Annotated in this window: 18 protein-coding genes and 1 pseudogene; 7 read left to right on the forward strand and 12 right to left on the reverse strand. The window is 44.9% G+C overall.

The annotated features are described in order from the left end of the window. Positions 1 to 9: 9 nt before the first annotated feature. Genes GWK75_04585 through GWK75_04610 form a run of 6 tightly spaced genes read right to left on the reverse strand, consistent with a single transcriptional unit; the run spans position 10 to position 8,768 of the window. The gene (locus GWK75_04585) at positions 10 to 1,299 is read right to left on the reverse strand and encodes a glycosyltransferase (protein ID QHU91678.1); all 1,290 of its coding nucleotides are present in this window, start codon (positions 1,297 to 1,299) and stop codon (positions 10 to 12) included. Between the two features lie 4 nt (positions 1,300 to 1,303). Continuing rightward, positions 1,304 to 3,493 (reverse strand): glycosyltransferase, encoded by a 2,190-nt coding sequence (locus tag GWK75_04590; protein ID QHU91679.1) that lies wholly within the window; start codon positions 3,491 to 3,493, stop codon positions 1,304 to 1,306. After that, entirely contained in the window at positions 3,490 to 4,509 is a 1,020-nt protein-coding gene (locus tag GWK75_04595) for a hypothetical protein (GenBank protein ID QHU91680.1), read from the reverse strand. Before GWK75_04595 ends, GWK75_04590 begins: the two co-directional genes overlap by 4 nt. A 2-nt stretch (positions 4,510 to 4,511) precedes the next feature. Continuing rightward, positions 4,512 to 5,723, reverse strand: a complete 1,212-nt coding sequence (locus tag GWK75_04600) for an ATP-binding cassette domain-containing protein (protein ID QHU91681.1) — start codon at positions 5,721 to 5,723, stop codon at positions 4,512 to 4,514. Then, complete coding sequence (locus GWK75_04605; GenBank protein QHU91682.1) at positions 5,724 to 6,536, reverse strand: ABC transporter permease; 813 nt, start codon at positions 6,534 to 6,536, stop codon at positions 5,724 to 5,726. Positions 6,537 to 6,566: 30 nt separating this feature from the next. Then, positions 6,567 to 8,768: a hypothetical protein gene (locus GWK75_04610; protein ID QHU91683.1), complete on the reverse strand. Its 2,202-nt coding sequence runs from the start codon at positions 8,766 to 8,768 to the stop codon at positions 6,567 to 6,569. 175 nt (positions 8,769 to 8,943) lie between these two features. Between GWK75_04610 and GWK75_04615 the strand changes: the two genes are divergently transcribed. Together GWK75_04615 and GWK75_04620 are read left to right on the forward strand one after the other, a co-directional pair. Beyond that, complete coding sequence (locus GWK75_04615) at positions 8,944 to 10,101, forward strand: glycosyltransferase (protein QHU91684.1); 1,158 nt, start codon at positions 8,944 to 8,946, stop codon at positions 10,099 to 10,101. A 66-nt stretch (positions 10,102 to 10,167) separates the two neighbouring features. Next, positions 10,168 to 11,103 carry an NAD-dependent epimerase/dehydratase family protein gene (locus GWK75_04620; GenBank protein QHU91685.1) on the forward strand — a complete coding sequence of 312 codons (936 nt, stop codon included), beginning with the start codon at positions 10,168 to 10,170 and terminating at the stop codon, positions 11,101 to 11,103. Positions 11,104 to 11,165: 62 nt separating this feature from the next. On the opposite strand, the gene gmd is transcribed toward GWK75_04620, so the two are convergent. Further along, positions 11,166 to 12,206, reverse strand: a complete 1,041-nt coding sequence (gmd, locus tag GWK75_04625) for a GDP-mannose 4,6-dehydratase (GenBank protein ID QHU91686.1) — start codon at positions 12,204 to 12,206, stop codon at positions 11,166 to 11,168. An 87-nt stretch (positions 12,207 to 12,293) separates the two neighbouring features. Between gmd and GWK75_04630 the strand changes: the two genes are divergently transcribed. From GWK75_04630 to GWK75_04645, 4 genes and pseudogenes are all read left to right on the forward strand, one after another. After that, positions 12,294 to 13,355, forward strand: a complete 1,062-nt coding sequence (locus GWK75_04630; protein ID QHU91687.1) for a hypothetical protein — start codon at positions 12,294 to 12,296, stop codon at positions 13,353 to 13,355. Further along, a complete protein-coding gene (gene sucD, locus GWK75_04635; GenBank protein QHU91688.1) occupies positions 13,348 to 14,205 on the forward strand; it encodes a succinate--CoA ligase subunit alpha in 858 nt (285 codons plus the stop codon). Before GWK75_04630 ends, sucD begins: the two co-directional genes overlap by 8 nt. Before the next feature lie 12 nt (positions 14,206 to 14,217). Beyond that, positions 14,218 to 15,164 (forward strand): annotated as a pseudogene (locus GWK75_04640) (glycosyltransferase). Between the two features lie 25 nt (positions 15,165 to 15,189). Then, a complete protein-coding gene (locus GWK75_04645; protein ID QHU91732.1) occupies positions 15,190 to 15,558 on the forward strand; it encodes a GtrA family protein in 369 nt (122 codons plus the stop codon). Here the strand turns inward: GWK75_04645 and GWK75_04650 are convergent. Next, positions 15,555 to 16,106 carry a phosphoheptose isomerase gene (locus GWK75_04650; protein QHU91689.1) on the reverse strand — a complete coding sequence of 184 codons (552 nt, stop codon included), beginning with the start codon at positions 16,104 to 16,106 and terminating at the stop codon, positions 15,555 to 15,557. The two genes, GWK75_04645 and GWK75_04650, sit on opposite strands and share 4 nt — an antisense overlap. 49 nt (positions 16,107 to 16,155) lie before the next feature. Here GWK75_04650 and GWK75_04655 point away from each other — a divergent pair, with 49 nt between their 5' ends. After that, complete coding sequence (locus GWK75_04655; GenBank protein ID QHU91690.1) at positions 16,156 to 17,250, forward strand: glycosyltransferase; 1,095 nt, start codon at positions 16,156 to 16,158, stop codon at positions 17,248 to 17,250. Positions 17,251 to 17,305: 55 nt separating this feature from the next. Here the strand turns inward: GWK75_04655 and GWK75_04660 are convergent, their stop codons facing one another. The 4 genes from GWK75_04660 to rpmH are packed head-to-tail and all read right to left on the reverse strand — an operon-like array spanning position 17,306 to position 19,305. Continuing rightward, positions 17,306 to 17,767 carry a KH domain-containing protein gene (locus tag GWK75_04660; protein QHU91733.1) on the reverse strand — a complete coding sequence of 154 codons (462 nt, stop codon included), beginning with the start codon at positions 17,765 to 17,767 and terminating at the stop codon, positions 17,306 to 17,308. Positions 17,768 to 17,776: 9 nt separating this feature from the next. Continuing rightward, positions 17,777 to 18,706: a membrane protein insertase YidC gene (gene yidC, locus GWK75_04665; GenBank protein QHU91691.1), complete on the reverse strand. Its 930-nt coding sequence runs from the start codon at positions 18,704 to 18,706 to the stop codon at positions 17,777 to 17,779. Positions 18,707 to 18,766: 60 nt separating this feature from the next. Further along, complete coding sequence (gene rnpA, locus GWK75_04670; GenBank protein QHU91692.1) at positions 18,767 to 19,111, reverse strand: ribonuclease P protein component; 345 nt, start codon at positions 19,109 to 19,111, stop codon at positions 18,767 to 18,769. 56 nt (positions 19,112 to 19,167) lie between these two features. Next, positions 19,168 to 19,305, reverse strand: coding sequence for a 50S ribosomal protein L34 (rpmH, locus tag GWK75_04675; GenBank protein ID QHU91693.1), 138 nt, complete (start codon positions 19,303 to 19,305; stop codon positions 19,168 to 19,170). Positions 19,306 to 19,571 lie beyond the last annotated feature (266 nt).

Below are 19,571 nucleotides of genomic sequence, written 5' to 3' on the forward strand. Positions count from 1 at the left end.
AAACGATTACTATTTGATTATACTTTCAACGATTGATTCAGCCGAACGATAAGTGTCGTCCCAAGTAAGTGGCGTGCGGTCATGAAGCTTTTTCTCACGACTGGTGCGATATTTGTCATCCATCATTTTGACAATTGCCTCGAGACACTCGTCGGCACTATATGGCGAGAAATAATCAGCGTACTCACCAACCACCTCAGGTATCGACGAGGAGTGCGATGCCACAGTTGCTTTGCAGTGATGAGCCGCTTCGGCTACAGGCAGGCCCCAACCCTCATAATATGAAGGAAAGACAAAAAACTTACAGTTTTTATACATCCAAGCCAGCCCTTTGTCGTCTATATCGTTTCGAATGGTAATTTTTTTGTTAACACGATCGTCATGGACTAATTGATAATAGATATCTCCAGTCAGCCAACCGATTCGTCCGACAATATATAGATGGGGTAAATCAATTCCACGCTCATGGGCGAGACAATACACCTGGTAGAGCAAAACCGGATTCTTGCGTACCTCGAGCGTCCCAACATTTAGGATGTACGGTTCATCGACAATTCCATCTGGCCTAACTAGTTCTTTTTCATTAATATCCTCGCCGAGAATCATAACTCCAGTCTTGGCGCAATTCTTTATGTTAAAGTCTTTTACAAACCTCTCGTAGTCTCGTCGGGTCGCCTCCGATATAAATAATAGAGCATCGCTTAGCTCACAAATCGCACGAACATAGCGTGGGAATCGCTCATGCTCAACTTCTGCGGTATGTGCACGATCATAAACAGGAATAAAATCATTTATGTTGTGAACTATCTTGATACCAACTCGCTCTTTGGCTTCTGATACTGTGCTTACGTAATGTGGCTTATCCCAGTGCGCACCATAAACCAGCAGAACATCGTCAGATTGAAAATCAAACGGCACATCCTCGGGCTGAAATGTGTGCATCTTGCTCTGTTCACTCTGGCTTCGGATACCCTTTAGACGTGAAACCCCGTGACGCGCAACCTTTGATACGATCGGTGGTACGAGAGCTTTTGTTGCCCGCTTTGCATGATGAAGCGCTCGAGATGCCCCTCTAGGACCAGAAGCACCGCCGGTTTCGCCATCTTCTGTATGATCTGGATAAAGCAGGTCGCCTATACTAGTCAGCTGATAAAACCGCCTATCTTGTTCACTAAAATAGCAAAATACCGTATCAGACCGATCAGCGTATCGCACCGCCATCTCATACACAACCCGCTGAATTCCGCTAAGGTTCCCTCGCCAGACCGTCAGGTCGGTAACATCTACCACTCTCCTCACCGCGCTACTTCTCCTTTCTATCGGACTTTCCTTCAACTCCCTTAATTAAATCAGCTAGCGTCTTTTTATCCTTTTGTGATAAATCGTCTTTTTCAGACTCCAGACAACCACCAGCCAACCAGCGATATGTCTCAGCCAGCAACTCATCGGTTGTTTTACAGTTCTCAGTGATACATAGCACCGGAATAGATAATGTTGAAACTGTGTCTATTCGTAACGACCTTTCAAGCGACTCCTGACCATCACAATCTACATATAGGTCTGAGCGCATGAGCACCGAAGCATACTCGTGGTCAGTTAGTTTCTCGGCTATGTCAATCGGACAATCATCAATTATTGATCTTGCTGTTTCATTGATAGCGCTTCTTGAAATGACCTTTACCTCTACACGAGACATATCAATCTCGTTGGTTAGCGTCTTTAGGTATAGGGCGCCTTCTTTGTCGCGATCACTGCCATCCATAGAAAGTGTTATCCGGCTACTAGCCGACATGCGACGACTTTGACGGTATGGAAGTTGTGGAACATCAGTAGAAAAGCTAGAGTCGTGTTTATATATGTCGACAAAGCCAATTGAGCGATCGACAACATCACCAGCTGATAAATTACTGCGATGACTGCGCGTCATGTAACCCTCTTCGGCTAATTTATCGAGGGCGACATCGATATCGTTTTTTCCACATAGGAACAAACCAGGCGCGCCCAGAGACGCCAGCACAGTGAGCCGTGAACGATCTGCTCCGTCATAAATATAAATAACCGCATCGTATTTATCATATTTCTCTTGATCGAGCTCTAAGATGTTGTATGTCCTCGTGACAAACGATATCGTGCTAGGACGAACTATCTTATCCCAGGAGGTCATTTCGTAGTAATAGTCTACCTGATAGTTCTCAGCAAGCTTTAGATACTGGTTTGTAGCCCATAGTCCAGCCTCACTCGTACCGCAAATGTGCGGCGCAACGATTGCAATGCTTGGCTTAGATTCATCGTCAATCTGGCTAGACACTTGCCCGTTTAGCATATGATCACGGATAATCGTCGCCGTATTTTCCCACGTGTAGCGCTCCTGGATTGCCTTGTAGTAACTCTTCTTTTTCTTACAGACCTTTTCGTCTGCGTGCACCATACTATATATTGCCTCTACCGCCTCATCGATTGAGTATGGTGAGAACATGAAGTAGGCATCCTCCGATATTTCCCTAAACACGGCAATATCAGAGCAGGCAACAAGTTTGTCCGCATCCATCGCCTCAAGCACCGGCATGCCCAATCCCTCATATTCGCTCGGGAACAGCACCCCTTCGGAGTGGGTGTATAGCCACCACAGTTCATCATCGCTGACATTGTCGGTAAATATAATGTCATCACAGATACTGCGCAGGGACTTCTTTTGTTCATCGTTAAAATACGAGGTTATTACCAGTTGGTAAGCGTGATCGTGCTCAACATTAAATTTATTAAATGCTTTAACACCAAATTCATTATTCTTTCGTGGATCACCACCCGTCGGCATGATAATAAACGGTCGGTCAATCGGTAAAGTGGGTTTTGACTCATGGCGAGTTTCAACGCTTTGATTAGATGCACCGAGGATATTGACTATTTTGTCCGCAGAAAAACCTAGGAAATTAGTTAGGTCGTTTGCCACTGTCTCAGAGATCGCAAACACCATATCGGCCTGATATAGTACCGAAAACCTCGTGAAGAACTGTTCCGACGCTCCATAGCCAAGATACTTCCTGACGTACATCAGCGGAATAAGATCATAGTAGATCAGCGACTTGTGCGCAGTAGTCGGAAATACTGGGCAAGCTTCATCGAGAAACAGCGAAGTAATCATAAAAGACACTTTTGCGCCGGGAAATCCTCTGTTTAGATACTCGTCGATAATGGCCTGGTTCCGCTTCTGACCCTTGGTTATTGAACTCAAATCTTCATAGTTAGGGACATCAAGAGCAAGAAAAGTAGCCTCGACTCTTTTTAGGCCTTCTACAAAATCTTTCAACTCATCGCTATATGGTAACCGGCTATTAAATAACAGCTTGATATCTGGTGTATTCGTCATGAGCTTATCTGAACCACACCACGCCTCTAGCGTTCGCGCCGTATACTTGCCCATACCACGATGCCACGCCTTTGTCTGCAAAAGTTGACAATCAATAATAAAGACTTCGCGTTCCGAACTGCTCATCGTTTTACCACTTTCTTTATGACACGCTTCAACCTTCGATATACAGCAAAACCAACCCGGCGTGGGTGCCATCTGTTTAGCTTGCCAGCGTTAGTGTATCTTTGTGCCAAACTAAACCATACTCGTGAATCGTAACCTTCGTCCTCCTCGCCGTCTAGCTGAGGACGGATGTTCTCATAGTCAGTCGCTGGCAGAAGCTTGCCTTGTGTAAATAAATCAACCTTTTTTGCAACTATCTTCGCCATTTGTCTCATCCTAATCGAATCAACCTCGTTAGCTGGTCTTTCCTCAAGCGTCTCCTCAAGATCGCGGATTTTATCTTTCAAAAAGGTGACGCGCTGATGCAAGAAATTAAGCTCTTCCCAGACATTCAATGTCACTACATACGGACCATACACCACCCGACCAACTTGGGGTAGTTTATCGCCATAATAATTCTTATCAGCATAATAGTGGTTCTTGCCATCGGAGTATACGAGTTCGTACTGAATCGATTTAGCATAGTCATCAATACTAGCCACACCGTCGGTCGCGACACAAATAATATGTGGTCGAATCTTGTCCCAATCACAGCCTCTCAATACTTCAAGTTCTTTTTTGCCTGCATTTACCTTGAGGAAGTCTATTTCGCCTAGGTCGTGAGATGTGATAATCTCACCGAGTGTCGTAACCTTAACTTTATATTCTGTAGTATAGTTAGCTAAGTCTCCTTCACCCAAGCGCTCACGGTAAATAATTTCACCAGACGACTTATCGCTCAAAAAACCATGTATGATTAAGTCGCGACTTCGGTATTTTTTCAGCAACCCCTCAAGTCGTCCACTAGGAGTAACATCAATCCCACTCCAGCCACGGTCGTAAAAGAATCGTGTTGCCGAAGAATATGCTGGATGACCAGCTCCAACATCTACATAAACTCCGTTATTTTTATCCCCCAGCAAAGAGTCTAGTATTATGTCCTCTCTGTTGGGAGCATAAGATATGGTATAGGCATTAATCGGTCGTATATTTCTCATAATCACTCTTTGACAGAAAACGTAACAGGCGGGTTAATCAGATATGGCGTTTTCATCTCCTTAAACACATCAAACGTCTTGGCCTCTTCCCACCACTCAGCGACTTCTGTACCATTCTTGTAGATAACAGCTGGCTCAATAACATAAGTACCAGTGTTAAATACATTTGGAACCTCGAAGCTAACTGTTATCTTGTCGCCAGCCTTCATCTTGAGTGGCTCATGCTTTAATATGACGCTATTTGTTCCTAGGATGTGTTGCTCAGCAGTAGATTTAATCATAAAACCCGGCACTGCATCAGGAACGTCTTCGTGAGCAATCAGCGTATAACTGAAGCTAACCGTTGGGTGAGTGTCGGTGTAGCGCTTGGCACTTGTTTTGATATTGTCCATCGTAACCACTTTGGTTCCCCAGCGTGAGTTTTTGGTTTGCTCCTCATCATCAGAGTCTTGATTAATGAACATTTTTGTATACATCGAAGCAATTTTTGAGGCGCGACCAATCTCGACAACTTCGCTATCCTCAATCAAAACCGCACGGTCACAGTATTCACGTACCGCATTCATATCATGCGTGACAAAAACGACTGTCGTATTGCTTGCCTTTAGTTTGCGGAAATAATCAAAACACTTCTTCTGGAAGTCGGCGTCACCAACCGCAAGCACCTCGTCAATCAAAAGTACATCTGCTTGCGCACGAGTTGCCACCGAAAACGCCAATCGTACCTGCATACCGCTTGAGTAGTTCTTGAGCTTTTGGTCCATGAAACGCTCAAGCTCTGCGAACGCCACAATATCGTCATACATATCAGCTATCTCAGCCCTAGTAAATCCGAGTAGCGCACCGTTTAGATAAACATTTTCTCGACCCGTCAACTCTGGATTAAACCCAACACCCAGTTCGATAAATGGCACAAGCTTACCCTCAATCCTGACACTACCGCTAGTTGGCTGGTAGATTCCAGCTAGAATTTTGAGCAAAGTACTTTTACCACTTCCGTTTCGCCCCAAAATCCCGAAAAACTCACCTTTTTTTATCTCAAGTGATATGTTTTTGAGCGCCTGCTGATGCTCAAAGCCTCGTCGGTGTGAGCGCAACATGCCTGTAAACGCTTGTTTGATTGAGGTTTTTTTCTCGTGAGGCAATACAAATGATTTACTGACATTTTTTACCGAAACTACCGCCGTGCTTTCATGCTTTTTTCGCTCAGCCATCTAGATATCCTCCGCAAACCTATCTTGTCGCGCAGTAAAGAACTTCCACGCACCAATCGCAATCACAATCACCAAACCAACCGGTACTAGCCTCATCAATTCATTACCATAAACGGTCCCTACAGTTTGGGTTTGAGGCGTTATCATAACGTAGCGTATGTCCTGAATAATCTGAGCAACCGGGCTAAGCAGTAGTATCTTCGCAGCCCCCGCTGGCAAAAGTGTAATCGGATACAGAATCGGCGTGGCATAAAAGAATCCTTGCATAAACACTTCCCAGATATAATTCATATCACGCAGCCTCACAAATACTGCGCTCAACAGGAAGGCAACTCCAATCGAGAGAATGAACAGCTCGATGATCAAAAGAGGTAGCCAGACAATCGGTAGAGTCAGTGGCACCTTATTGATAACCATAAACAAGCCAACAACCAAAAGGTTTATGAACAAGTTTATTAGCGCCGAGAGCGAACCAGCCAGCACGATCACGTATTTCGGAAAGTTTATCTTTCGGATCAGATCACCCTTGCTGACGATAGCAGCGACTCCACCGTTGGTCACCTCGGCAAAATAGTTCCATAGAACGATTCCGAGCAAGAGATAAACCGGCATATGATCAATGTCATGACCAATTTTCAAAAACTTAACAAAGATAAAGTACAAAATAACAAACAGTGCAAGTGGCCTGAGCAGCGACCACACATACCCTAGCACAGATCCTTGATAACGTAGTTTAAAATCGGTTAACACTAGCTCGCGAAGTAGGATAGTAGAATGACTAAGCGAGGATTTACTTCGTAGTTTCGTTCCCATAATCTCTGTCTATTATACGATATCGAGGACCTAATCACCAGCCTGACCAGTACCCGAGACAACACCACCACCTACATTTACACTGCCATGGAAGCCAGCGTCACCGAAGGAGAATATACCTCCGTCGCTTGCTACCATCCAGTAGCCGTTACCGGTCGAGGTTTTAATAATACTTACAATCGGCTTATTTAATTTGATATTCCCAGTCGAACCATGGAAGCCAGCATCACCGAAGGAGAATATACCGCCGTCGCTTGCTACCATCCAGTAACCGTTACCACTTGGCGTTGCCGCCATGCCGACGATTGGTTTGTTGAGTGTGATATTTCCCGTCGAACCATGGAAGCCAGCATCACCGAAGGAGAATATACCGCCGTCGCTTGCTACCATCCAGTAACCGTTACCACTTGGCGTTGCCGCCATGCCGACGATTGGTTTGTTGAGTGTGATATTTCCCGTCGAACCATGGAAGCCAGCATCACCGAAGGAGAATATACCGCCGTCGCTTGCTACCATCCAGTAACCGTTACCACTTGGCGTTGCCGCCATGCCGACGATTGGTTTGTTGAGTGTGATATTTCCCGTCGAACCATGGAAGCCAGCATCACCGAAGGAGAATATACCGCCGTCGCTTGCTACCATCCAGTAACCGTTCTTGTTTGGAACTGAGGCTATATCAACAATCGGTCGGGTAAGCGGGCTAGTCACCGAACCCTTGCATACTGCTGACCCAAAGCAGTAGACTTGACCGGTTTTAGACGCCATCATATATCCCCGACCCTTTGCTCCAGGTGGAATATGAATATTCTGCCTTAGTGGTGGTGGTGTTACGTTACCAGTTAGCCTATCGTCGCCATGAAACATCGGCCAACCAGCGTTACCAAGTCGCGCCTCAACAGCTGTAGAAAACTCATATCGATCAACTATACCGGTACCATTTGGTCGGGTTCCAGCTATCACTATATCTAGCTTCCCGTTGCCATCAATATCACCTATATACGGGCTATTCTGATACGATGCCACGCCTTGTCGTATACCCCAGAGCAGTCCACCGCCGTTACCGCTATAGGCAAACACACCACCCCCGGTTGGCACGAGTATATCCTGTCGGCCATCGTTATTTAGGTCTGCCAAACTGACTTGTCCTAGCACTATACCACCAGCACTCGATCGTGGAAAACCAGGCACCATTGCACCGTTGCCTTTGATGGCCCATATTTTTCCTGCTTGAGGCCCCTGCCAAGTTCCTATCACGATATCACGCACACCATCACCATCGACGTCACCTAGAGCAGGAGAAGCGAGCGTTTGCGCACCGAGATCCTTTGACCACTTTAGTTGCCCAGTCCTTAGATTGAGAACGAATATCTTAGTTGAGTCTCTCGCCCCACCCGGCTGACTCGCCCAATAGTTGCCAGTACCAAAAATAACCTCAGAAACACCGTCGCCGTCAATATCACCGACAACTGGAGATGAACGAACCATTTCATCTACTCTATACTCCCAAATCACAGAACCTTCTCCGGTGACAGTGCGAACCATTCCACCTCTATGATCTACAACACCGCCAGGAGTTGAGTCGCCGCCCATAATGATATCGGTTACTCCGTCACCGTTTGCATCAGCAAGGGCTGGCGTAGCAAACTGGGTGTCGTCCCAGTACATTGGCCAACCTACATTTTGGTTGCCGTCTGGGTTGATTGACCAAGAACGAAGACCGAGCGTTCCAAACGCAATATCTGGCTGGTTGTTATTGTTTGTGTCGCCAATCACAGGCGAGGACTGAACGCCTGATATACAGTTTATTGAGCCATCAAACGTTGGTGTATACCTCTTTATACTACCGTTGATGGCAAACCGATACATACCACCGCCGCTGCAGTGATCGGTGTCCGACGTTCCTGATCCGATAAAAATATCTAACTTACCGTCTCCGTCAACATCAGCGCTACTCGCCGATGAGTTAATTGGACGGACGGTTGGTTGGGGCCAATTGGGTGTATAATTACCCGTGTCACCGTTTAGGATATAAACTTGACCGTTGTGTGCCCCAAAAATAATATCTTTTGATCCACCGTCAAAATTTATTGGCATAGGAGAAGACTCTCGTATAACAGCTCCTGGCAAATCACGAGACCACTTAAGGCTGGGCGCTGCCGCCGACACGTGATTGCTAGTAAGTAGCGACAAAGCACCCATCAGTCCAACTGCTAGTGATATTTTTCGTATCATGACCACCCCTCACTGAAATAATTAGTTAGAAAACCCCTTTTGATGGCCGAGAGACCATCAGTATACACCTCAGACACAGACCCCAGTGCCCCTTCTTTCATAATAGACCCCTATTTCTTGTGTTTTCTTAATTATATCTAACTATACTGTAAATATGTATACTAGACTACAGACTATGGCTAAATTGCGTGTTCTATTTGAAGCTGGTCCGATGGTAGATAAACACAAAACTGGTGTTGGTTATTTTGTCGACTACCTAGTCCAGTCACTCGCTAAAACTGATAGTGTTGATCTCACTGGGTATTATTTTGATTTTCTCGGAAAAAATAAAACACCTACGCCAACCCTAAAAAATACTCGTTTTGAAAGAATCTCTCTAATCCCGGGAAAGACCCTTTCGGTAACTCGTCGGCTAGGCTGGCAGCCTCCTCTTAGTTTTTTTACAAAAACCAGTAATTATCACGTGACGCTTTTTACTAATTATGTCTCTCTCCCAACTTCACCATATTCAAAAGTCGCCTTGATTGTATACGACCTAGGGTTCATAGACCACCCAGACTTTACCGAGCAAAAGAATCTTGCCTACCTAGAGTCATTTTCAACCAAATCTATTCAATCCGCTGACCTGATTATTACAATTTCAGAGTTTACAAAAAAACGAATTAAGGAATTATTCCCGTCCATAACCTGCCCTATAGTTGTTACGCCGATCCCTCCAGTGTCACCCCCTCCTTATCCCGTAGAGAAAGAGCCGTCGATACTCAAAAAATTTTCGCTCACTAAACATAAATACATTCTCTATCTCGGTACAATCGAACCCAGAAAAAATCTAAAAAATCTAATCATCGCCTATTCTCATTTGCCAGAAAAAATTAGGTCCACTCACCCTCTCGTTCTCGCTGGAGGCAAAGGCTGGAAAGATGAAGAGATTCGTCAGGCTATATCAGACTATAAATCAAAAGGCTACAACATCATAACCACAGGCTACATCACCGACAAAGAAAAAGCTGTTCTATACAAAAATACCGCCTGCTTCACTCTGCCTTCACACTACGAGGGGTTTGGCATGCCTATCCTCGAAGCTATGCAATACTCCATACCAGTTGCCATAAGTGATATCCCTGTGTTTCACGAGGTAGCAGGCCAGGCCGCCGTCTACTTCAATCAAGACGACCCCGACTCAATCGCAACCGCAATCAGTAAACTACTAGACGACGCCAAGCTTAGACAGAATCTCGCTCGACATCAGAGTAAAGAACTCGCTAAATACAGCTGGAAATCAAACGCTAATCTTGTTATTAAGGCATTTCAGGCTCTCATTGACAAAAAATAGCCCAGCCATTTGGCACTCACTACAGTTACGCTATACTAGTAGATAGACTTTACTAATGGAGTACATATGTCCGAAAAAATTATCGTTACTGGTGTAAATGGATTTGTTGGCGAACATGTCGTCGACACATTTAAGGAAGATGGGTTTGAGGTTGTCGGTATAGGCTCTGACAATAACCCAAACGAAAAAGTTGCCCATAAATTAGATACTTATGTGTCGTGTAACCTTCTTGATGTCGACTCAGTAAATAACATAGATCTAAATAACGCCCGTGCAATTATTCATCTCGCTGGCTTGTCTGCTGTAAGTCGATCATTTGACCAAGCTCAACGATATATCTCTGACAATGCTGTTATGACCTACAACCTGCTAGATCATGCAAAAACTAGCAATATGCAGGGCCGCGCTATTGTTGTAAGTAGTGGCGCTCTATACGATCCAAACCAACCACTACCGATAAGCGAAGAGTCAGCTACTAGCCCAACTTCACCATACGCAATCGGTAAACTAGCCAGTGAGCATGTCGTTGATTACTTCCGTAATCGCGGTCTAGATGCTGTTATTGCTAGACCCTTTAATCATATCGGGCCGGGCCAGAAGGAAGGCTTCATCCTGCCGGATATCTACGCCCAACTATCTTCCGTTGGTAGTGGCGGTGAAATACAGGTCGGAAATCTCAATACAAGACGCGACTATACCGACGTACGTGATATCGTCGCCGGATACAAAGCCCTTGCCCTTGCCGACTCCCTCGATCACAGGCTTTACAATATCTGCTCAGGCAAGAGCCTATCGGGCAAAGACATTCTCGCACTCGTCGAAAGAATAGGGAACTACACCGACATAAAAGTATCGATTGACCCTTCAAAAATTCGCCCATCAGACATCATGGACATATACGGCGATTCATCGAGGATCCGTAAAGAACTCGGTTGGCAGCCTCAATATGATATTGAGCAGACGATTGCTGACTTTATAGCAGACTCGTCGCGCGACAAATAAAGCCTCATAACCAAATAAATAAGGACACCTGCTGGTGCCCCTATTTATTGTTAGTAATCGAATTACCCTTCGCGCTCTAGATCGTGTTCAACCATCAACTTAACAAGTCCAGGGAAGTCTACTTGACGCTCCCAACCAAGCTCTTTTTCAGCTCGTGATGGATCACCGAGGAGTAGATCTACCTCTGCAGGGCGGTAAAAATCAGGGTTGATCTTGATACGAACAACACCGTTCTGATCAACACCCTCTTCATTTTCGCCTTCACCACGCCAAGTTAATTCCATCCCCACTTCCTTAAAGGCGAGTTCACAAAATTCACGAATTGAGTGTGTCTCACCTGTTGCAAGAACGTAGTCATTTGGCGTATCCTGCTGAAGCATCCGCCACATTCCTTCTACGTAATCACCCGCATATCCCCAATCACGCATCGCATCTAGATTACCAAGCTCGATATACTCCTGCTTACCGTGCTTGATGCGAGCTACCGCCTGGCTGATCTTCCTTGTCACAAACTCAGGACCGCGTCGCTCGCCTTCGTGATTAAACAAGATACCACTAACCGCAAACATATCGTAGCTTTCGCGGTAGTTCTTTGTTATCCAGTAGCCATAAAGCTTAGCGACACCGTATGGACTACGCGGGTGAAAGGCTGAGCTCTCGTTATAGCCCGCCTCTGGACGGTTGTAGGCCGTACCGCCGAACATCTCTGACGTCGACGCCTGATAGAAGCGGGTTGTTTTTTCGAGACCCGCCATTCGAATCGCCTCAAGCACTGACAAGACAGCCTTGCCAGTAACATCAGCCGTCATCAATGGGTTTCGGAACGAATAACCAACGTGGCTAATTGCTGCTAGGTTATAGACTTCATCAGGCTTTATCTCCTGGATCGCCTTTGTCATCGCCGAGATATCCGTCAAATCTGCTAGTACAATTTTGACATACGGAAACTCTTTGGTAACCTCCTGATAACGTGGGTGGCTAGCTTCAAGCTGTCCGCGAAGCGTACCATACACCTCATAGCCTTTTTCGTGAAGAAGCTTCGCAAGATGCCCAGCATCCTGTCCCGCAATACCTGTAATAAGTGCACGTTTTACTTCTGACATATCTCTCCTCTAAATTATGCGCTTAATCTGACACTCATTATACACTGTTATGGCACTGCTTTTAACTTAAGCTACAATATAATATGCATGAAACTTCTCGAGTACGAAGCAAAGCGCATTTTACGTAAATACGACATTCTAACACCAACAGAGGTGGCACTTGTTTCACCTGGTGAAAAATATAAAATAGACCCTCCCCATCCGCTAGTCGTAAAATCTCAAGTTCCAATTGGAGGGCGAGGCAAAGCGGGAGGAGTTTTACTCGCAAAAGATAGACCTAGTCTAGAAGAAGCGATAAACAAAATCGCTAACACTAGAATTCAAAATTACCTACCAAACAAGATTCTGATCGAAAAAGCCCTGGATATAGATCGCGAACTCTATCTATCGCTCACCATCAACAGCACCACCGTAGCGATAGATGTTCTCGCACATCCTAGCGGTGGAGTTGAAGTGGAGGCTCAAGATAATTTTTCTACCCTAAATACCGATGGACCATTTAGTGTCATAGGTGAATCTCTAGCGGAAATATACCATCTCGAGAGTCATGCTTTTGCCCTAGCCGAACTTATAGAAAATCTCTATCGGTGTTTCATCAACAATGACATGACCCTACTAGAGATAAATCCACTTATTCTAACCAAGCAAGGCAATCTAGTCGCGGGTGACTGCAAGGTAACACTCGACGACAATGCGCTATTTCGTCACCCCGACTGGAATTTTGAAGATAAGCCAGCTAACAAAAACTTTGTATATCTCGACCCAGAAGGCAAAGTGGCTACAATTGCCAACGGCGCCGGCCTAGCGATGGCAACGGTTGACGCCATAAAATCCGCCAACCTATCACCAGCTAACTTCCTCGATCTAGGAGGCAAGACGACGACTGACGATGTCATCAAAAGCTTATCTCTAGTTACACAGCTTCCGAATATAGAAGCGATTATCGTCAATGTTTTCGGTGGAATAGTGCGTTGTGATGACGTCGCTAGCGCTATCATCCAAGCCAAAAAACACTTCGAATATCTCCCAAAGCTATATGTCCGCCTCAGTGGAACTGGTAGTAAAGAGGCTTTTGCTATACTTGATGACGAAGATTTAGTTCTATGCCCCAACCTATCAGTGTGTATCCAAGGAATCCAGCATGGATAAGCACATATTTACTGGAAAAAATGTCATAATCCAAGGCATCACCGGCACTCAAGGGTCGTTTCATGCCCGCAACATGATTAAACATGGAACAAACATAGTTGCCGGCACATCACCAACCAAAGCTGGTACGACCATAGAAAATATACCTGTTTACAATTCAATTTCAGCTATTAAAAAAGACATGGCGGTTGATATATCCATAATATTTGTGCCAGCCAGATACGCCAAAAAAGCAATTATCGAAGCAATCAACGCTCGCATCTCGCTAATTATTTGCATCACCGAGCATGTTCCAGTTCACGATATGTTGCAAATATCACAACATATACAGGGAAGTGACTCTATTCTCATCGGACCAAATTGTCCTGGCGTGCTCATTCCTGGCGTTCATTCACTCGGTATTATTCCAGCTCAGCTAGCAACTTCAGGTGACACCGCAGTCGTTAGTCGAAGTGGTACCCTCACTTATGAAGCCGTCGACCTCTTAACCAAAGCTGGCTTTGGCCAGAAATACATCATCGGTATTGGCGGAGATATGATTCGAGGAACCAGCTTTGTCGACTGCTTAGAGATGTTTGAAAGTGACCCAGACATAAAACGGATCGTTATGATTGGTGAAATTGGTGGGACCGAAGAAATTAAGGCATCTGAATATATCAAAAACTACGTCACGAAACCGGTTTATGCCTATATCACCGGTCATAGCGCTCCAGCTGGCGTCCAGATGGGTCATGCTGGTGCAATACTCAATAACAACTTAGAATCAGCAGACACTAAAACCGCCCATCTCAAGAAATCAGGGGCAATAACAGCCAACAATATCGTCGAACTTATCAGTCTGATAAGGTAGTATACTAGTTGTATGACGAAAAAGCTTGTTTCCATCTTGATACCAGCCTACAACGAAGAAGAGGTCCTACCCCTTCTCTTTAAGAGACTCGACACACTTGCCTCAGATAACTACGCTTATCGTTTCGAGTTTTTATTTATAAATGACGGCAGCCGAGATCGAACTCTTGAGATAATTCAATCTCAGGCAAAAAAAGATAAGCGTATTAGCTATGTCAATTTCAGCCGAAATTTTGGCAAAGAAACAGCCATGCTTGCAGGGTTTGACTATGCCAAAGGAGATGCGGTTGTTAATATAGACGCTGACCTTCAAGATCCACCCGAGCTGATAAATGAGATGCTCAAATACTGGGAAGAAGGCTATGATGACGTTTACGCCCGTCGTCGTACGCGAGCTGGCGAAAGTTGGCTCAAAAAATTACCAGCCAAACCTATTACCGAATCCTCCAAAACTCAACTCGTATTCCAATTCAGATCGATACTGGCGACTTTCGCCTGATGAGTCGTCGATTTGTTGATGCCCTACAGGAGTTTCGCGAATCAGAACGCTACACAAAGGGTATGTATAGCTGGGTAGGATTCAAGAAAAAGGAAATCCTCTACGACCGAGACCCGCGAGCCGCCGGTACAACAAAATGGAATTATGCCAAACTAATCAATCTCGCTATCGATGGTATTACAAGCTTCACGACCGCACCGTTGAGAATATCCACCTATATTGGCGCAATTGTATCAGTAGTTGCCTTTTTCTATATCGCGTACCTACTAATTCGCCCATTCTTTGGCGTACCAACCGTACCAGGCTATTCGTCAACTCTTGCTGTTATCTTGTTTCTCGGTGGAGTTCAGCTACTCAGCCTAGGCATCATCGGTGAGTACATTGGTAGAATATTTAATGAAACCAAGCGCCGACCTCTGTATTTTGTCGAGGAATATCACGAAGCGCACCATGAAAAATAAGTCCCAGCTAATACGCTTTGGTCTGATTGGCGTTATCAATACTGCGCTTGATTTTGGATTACTGTTTATACTCAAATCAGTCGGCCTAATGGCCACCACGGCAAATATATTTTCGACAAGTATCGCATTCGTGTTCAGCTTCTTTGCCAACAAAAAATACACCTTCAGGTCATCGGGGACAAACATTGTCCGCGAAATGATCCTTTTTGTAGCCGTGACCCTATTTGGACTATGGGTACTACAAACTGGAGTTATCTGGCTCGTACTGCCCCACCTCAGTAAACTTTTAAGATCATCTGAGATGGGGCTATTAGTCACTAAACTTATCGCGACTGCCGTATCGATGACTTGGAATTACATCCTTTACGACAAGTTAGTGTTTAAAAAATCCTAGCGCTTGTAGTCGTCCTGGAGGCGAACAATATCATCCTCATCTGACGGGTGTTCTGGGTCAGTATGCTGCCATATCTCTGCAACTAACGTAACGTTATTTGGTGCACCAACCAAACGGTGGCATTCCCCCGCCTCGAACTGCACAACATCACCCGCTTTTGCGAGAACTAGCTCACCAGGATTATCTGGATCTGTACTCTTGTAATATCCTCCATCATTGAGAAATACCCAGCGCTCGGCACGTCGGGAATGCACCTGCCAACTAAGTCGTTGCTCTGGCGTTACAAGCAGGATTTTTGGACTCAACTCTGCCTGAGGGTTTCCGAGCCTTGCCTGAACTGGATCTACACCCGGGAAAAACTCTTCCACAAAACGATCGCCGTCAGCGTAATCAAAGCGTACAAAACCACCCCACGGTCGGTTGACATCAACATCAGCAACCGTGTAGCCAGAGGCCTCCGCCGATTCAATAATTTCTTTCATTAGAACCTCTTTGTTTCGTTCCTCGGTTGATTTGAGTTGATCCATTCGCTGAGAAAATTCTGACATAGTCACTCCCTTCTTTTACTCTCCTTTTAGTATACCGTATACTAGAAATATGCATATTGCAATTGACGCTCGTATTATCAATTCTGGTACAGGCACTTATGTTGCTAAACTCTTGAAATATCTCCAGGAAATTGACCACGAAAACGACTATAGCGTATTGGTTCGTAAAAAAGACGAAAATTATTGGACACCAACTGCAAAAAACTTCACGGTCAGAGTAGCAGATTTTGATAATTACTCATTTGCCGAGCAGATTGGTTTTAAGCGATTTTTAGACAACCTATCACCCGACCTGGTTCATTTTTGTATGCCTCAGCAACCTCTGCTTTATAGGGGTAAGCGAGTTACAACAGTACACGACCTGACACTCCTAAAAACCTATAACTCGGATAAGAATTGGCTAATTTTTCACCTCAAGCAACTTGTTGGACGCTGGGTATTTAAGCGCGTTGCTACAATCAGCGATCACGTCATTGCAATCAGCCAAAATACCAAGAAAGAATATCAGGAGTTTACCCAGATACCAGACGATCGCATCAGTGTTGTCTACGAGGCTGGCGAAACTCACAAGGGTAAGCTCCGTAAGTATAACATCCCCTACAAACAATTTATCATGTACGTCGGTCAACAACCCGACTACAAAAATCTGCGTCGCCTAGCCGCGGCTCACCAAGAACTCCTAGACCAATACCCTAATCTTGGCTTAGTTTTTGTTGGCCGAATGAACGAAGACACGAAACGAAACCAAGCTCACTATAAAAAACTTGGCTACAAAAATATTCATTTCACTGGCTTTATCGAGGACGACCAGCGTGACTGGTTATTCAAAAAGGCTGAGGCGTATGTATTCCCATCTCTTATGGAAGGCTTTGGCCTACCGCCACTTGAAGCAATGGCCTATGGCACACCAGTCATCTCGAGTCGAGCATCTTGTCTACCAGAGATACTCGGTAACGCCGCCGAGTATTTTGACCCAACCGATGTGACCGATATGAAACAAACCATTGACCGCGTTCTTCGTTCGCCAGAACTACGTCAGGACATGGTAAAGCGTGGTTACGCACAGGTCGCACGCTACTCTTGGCGGCGTATGGCCGAAGAAACACACGCTATCTACCTGAAGGTTCTCGACAAACAACAATAGACCGTAGCAGCATTTCCCACGGTCTATTTACTCACTAGTTACTGTCTGTAATTTTCTAAGCGCTTGCCTGAGCAATAATGATATGCCGGTCTCGCCCCTCCCCCTCTGAGTAAGTGCGTATGTCGCTATATTCACTGGCGACACGATGAACAATTCGTCGATCAGCAGCATTGATGCGTGCTATGTGGCTATTACCAGTTGCTCGAACCTCTTCGATCCATCCACGAGCTTTTTCGGCAATCTTTTCTTCTCGCTGTTTTTTATAGTCAGCGATATCGACATTTACCCGAGTTAACGATGCGTCTTTGTTGCGAAGCGCTGTTGACACTAAATACTGTAGACTTCGCAATGTTTCGGCATTACGACCAATCAGAATACTGTTTGAATCTGACGACTCTACATAAAGCTCAATAACATCTCCCTCGACATCGGCCTCTACATCAATATTCTCACCAAAAAACGAGATTATATCCTGAAGGAATGTCCTCGCAAACTCAATTGACTGCTGTTTATTCATCATACCTCCTTATCCCTTCGCCTTGATCCGCGTAATACGTGCTTCACTCGCCTTTTTCTTTCGCGATTCAGCCTTTGACTTTGATTGTTTCGCGGTCTTGCTTTCGATAATCTCGTTAGCAATCTCGTCCATCTCCTCAGTGTCCTTCTGGAGTAGGTAGTGTTGCTGAGCGGTAGCAACCAAGTTAGATACGGTGGTATATAGGGCTAGCGCACCTGGCAGATTAATCATGATAAAGAACATCATGATAGGCATAAATTTCACCATATTATTCATCATGGTCGTACTCATTTCACTCGGGTCAGATTCCTTACCAGAGGCGGCCTCAGCCATAATCTCACGAAACTTCTTTGGAGGTTTATTGTTTGTCGGCATTGTCTGCTTGCTCATTATGTACTGGGTCGCCGCCGAGATAAGCGCCAATACAAGAATCGCTATATTGAGCTTATTGTCAGAAAAAGCTGTTTTTGTCAGATCAATAAACCCAAGCATTGTGTGATTAAAGTTATCTGGGTTTTCAATGATCTTCTTTACGGCGTCAATCTGCTTGACGGCATCATAGGCAAAATATGCGACCTTGTCACGATGCAAGACCATCACCTGAATAACTTGATAGAGTCCGATAAGAATTGGTAGCTGAATAAGCAGAATTAAAATTGACCTAAATGGACTAATACCATATTTTTTGTAAAGCTCCATCTGCATAACTGCCTGAAGTTGCTTATCACCCTTCGCCTTATCCTTTATCTTAGCAAGCTCCGGCTGTATCTTGCGCATCATCTTGGTTTGATGAAGCTGTTTTTTGACAAGTGGATAGATTACGATACGAATCAAAATCGTAAATAGAATAATTGCAACACCGAAATCACCACCAGGAATAATGCTATAAAGTAGCATCAGGGCATTAAATATCGGTTTCACGACAATAGTTTCAAACATGTTTACTCCAGCTAAATAGTTTCTCCTAGTATACCACTAGTCAACCTCTGGTGCTACCAGCTAGAGAGCCTTAGCCTGAGAAAGTAAATCGCGAACAGCACTTTGAAGCTCTATATGCTCCGCCGACAACACTTCTCCATTGGTGACGATGATCGCAATATCATAAACACCGTTTAGACGTGGTAATTCGTGACGCATGATTTCATACAGACGACGCCGAATACGATTACGTCCTACAGCAGACTTATGAACCTTTTTACTAACAACAACCGATACACGAGGTAGTTTTCTATATGGGTTGGCGACAATTTTTAGCGTCATCAAACGAGATCGATAGGCGCTGGCGTTTTTATATAAAAAACGCAAACTACCATGGCCGTGAAATCGTAATGAAGCACTAAGCATACAGATAAGTATACATAAAATACCGCCTCTCTGGTAGGAGGCGGTGTTTACAAAGCTTAAAGGGCGATTTTTGCGCGACCTTTAGCGCGACGGCGTTTGAGAACCGCACGACCAGCTTTTGTCGCAACACGCGCGCGGAAACCATGGGTTTTTGCACGGTGGCGGGTGTGTGGTTGGTATGTTCGCTTTGGCATATCTCTATTATTATACCCTGACATAGACCAAGAATCAATATCTCGCTTGAAATTACATCGGAATTATAGCCTCGTCACTAAATTTATCCACATATTAAACAAACTTATACACAAAAATAACAGAGGTGGTTGCAAAATGTGGATAAATCACACCTCTAGATGCCCTGCTTTGTGTCAAAAAAATCCACAACACCAATATAGTTGTGGAAAACTTTCTCTTTCGCTATCATAGAATCAGTAATCAGCAAGGAGATGGAGGGAAACCC

The sequence above is a fragment of the Candidatus Saccharibacteria bacterium oral taxon 955 genome, from assembly GCA_010202265.1.
Lineage (GTDB): Bacteria > Patescibacteriota > Saccharimonadia > Saccharimonadales > Saccharimonadaceae > Saccharimonas.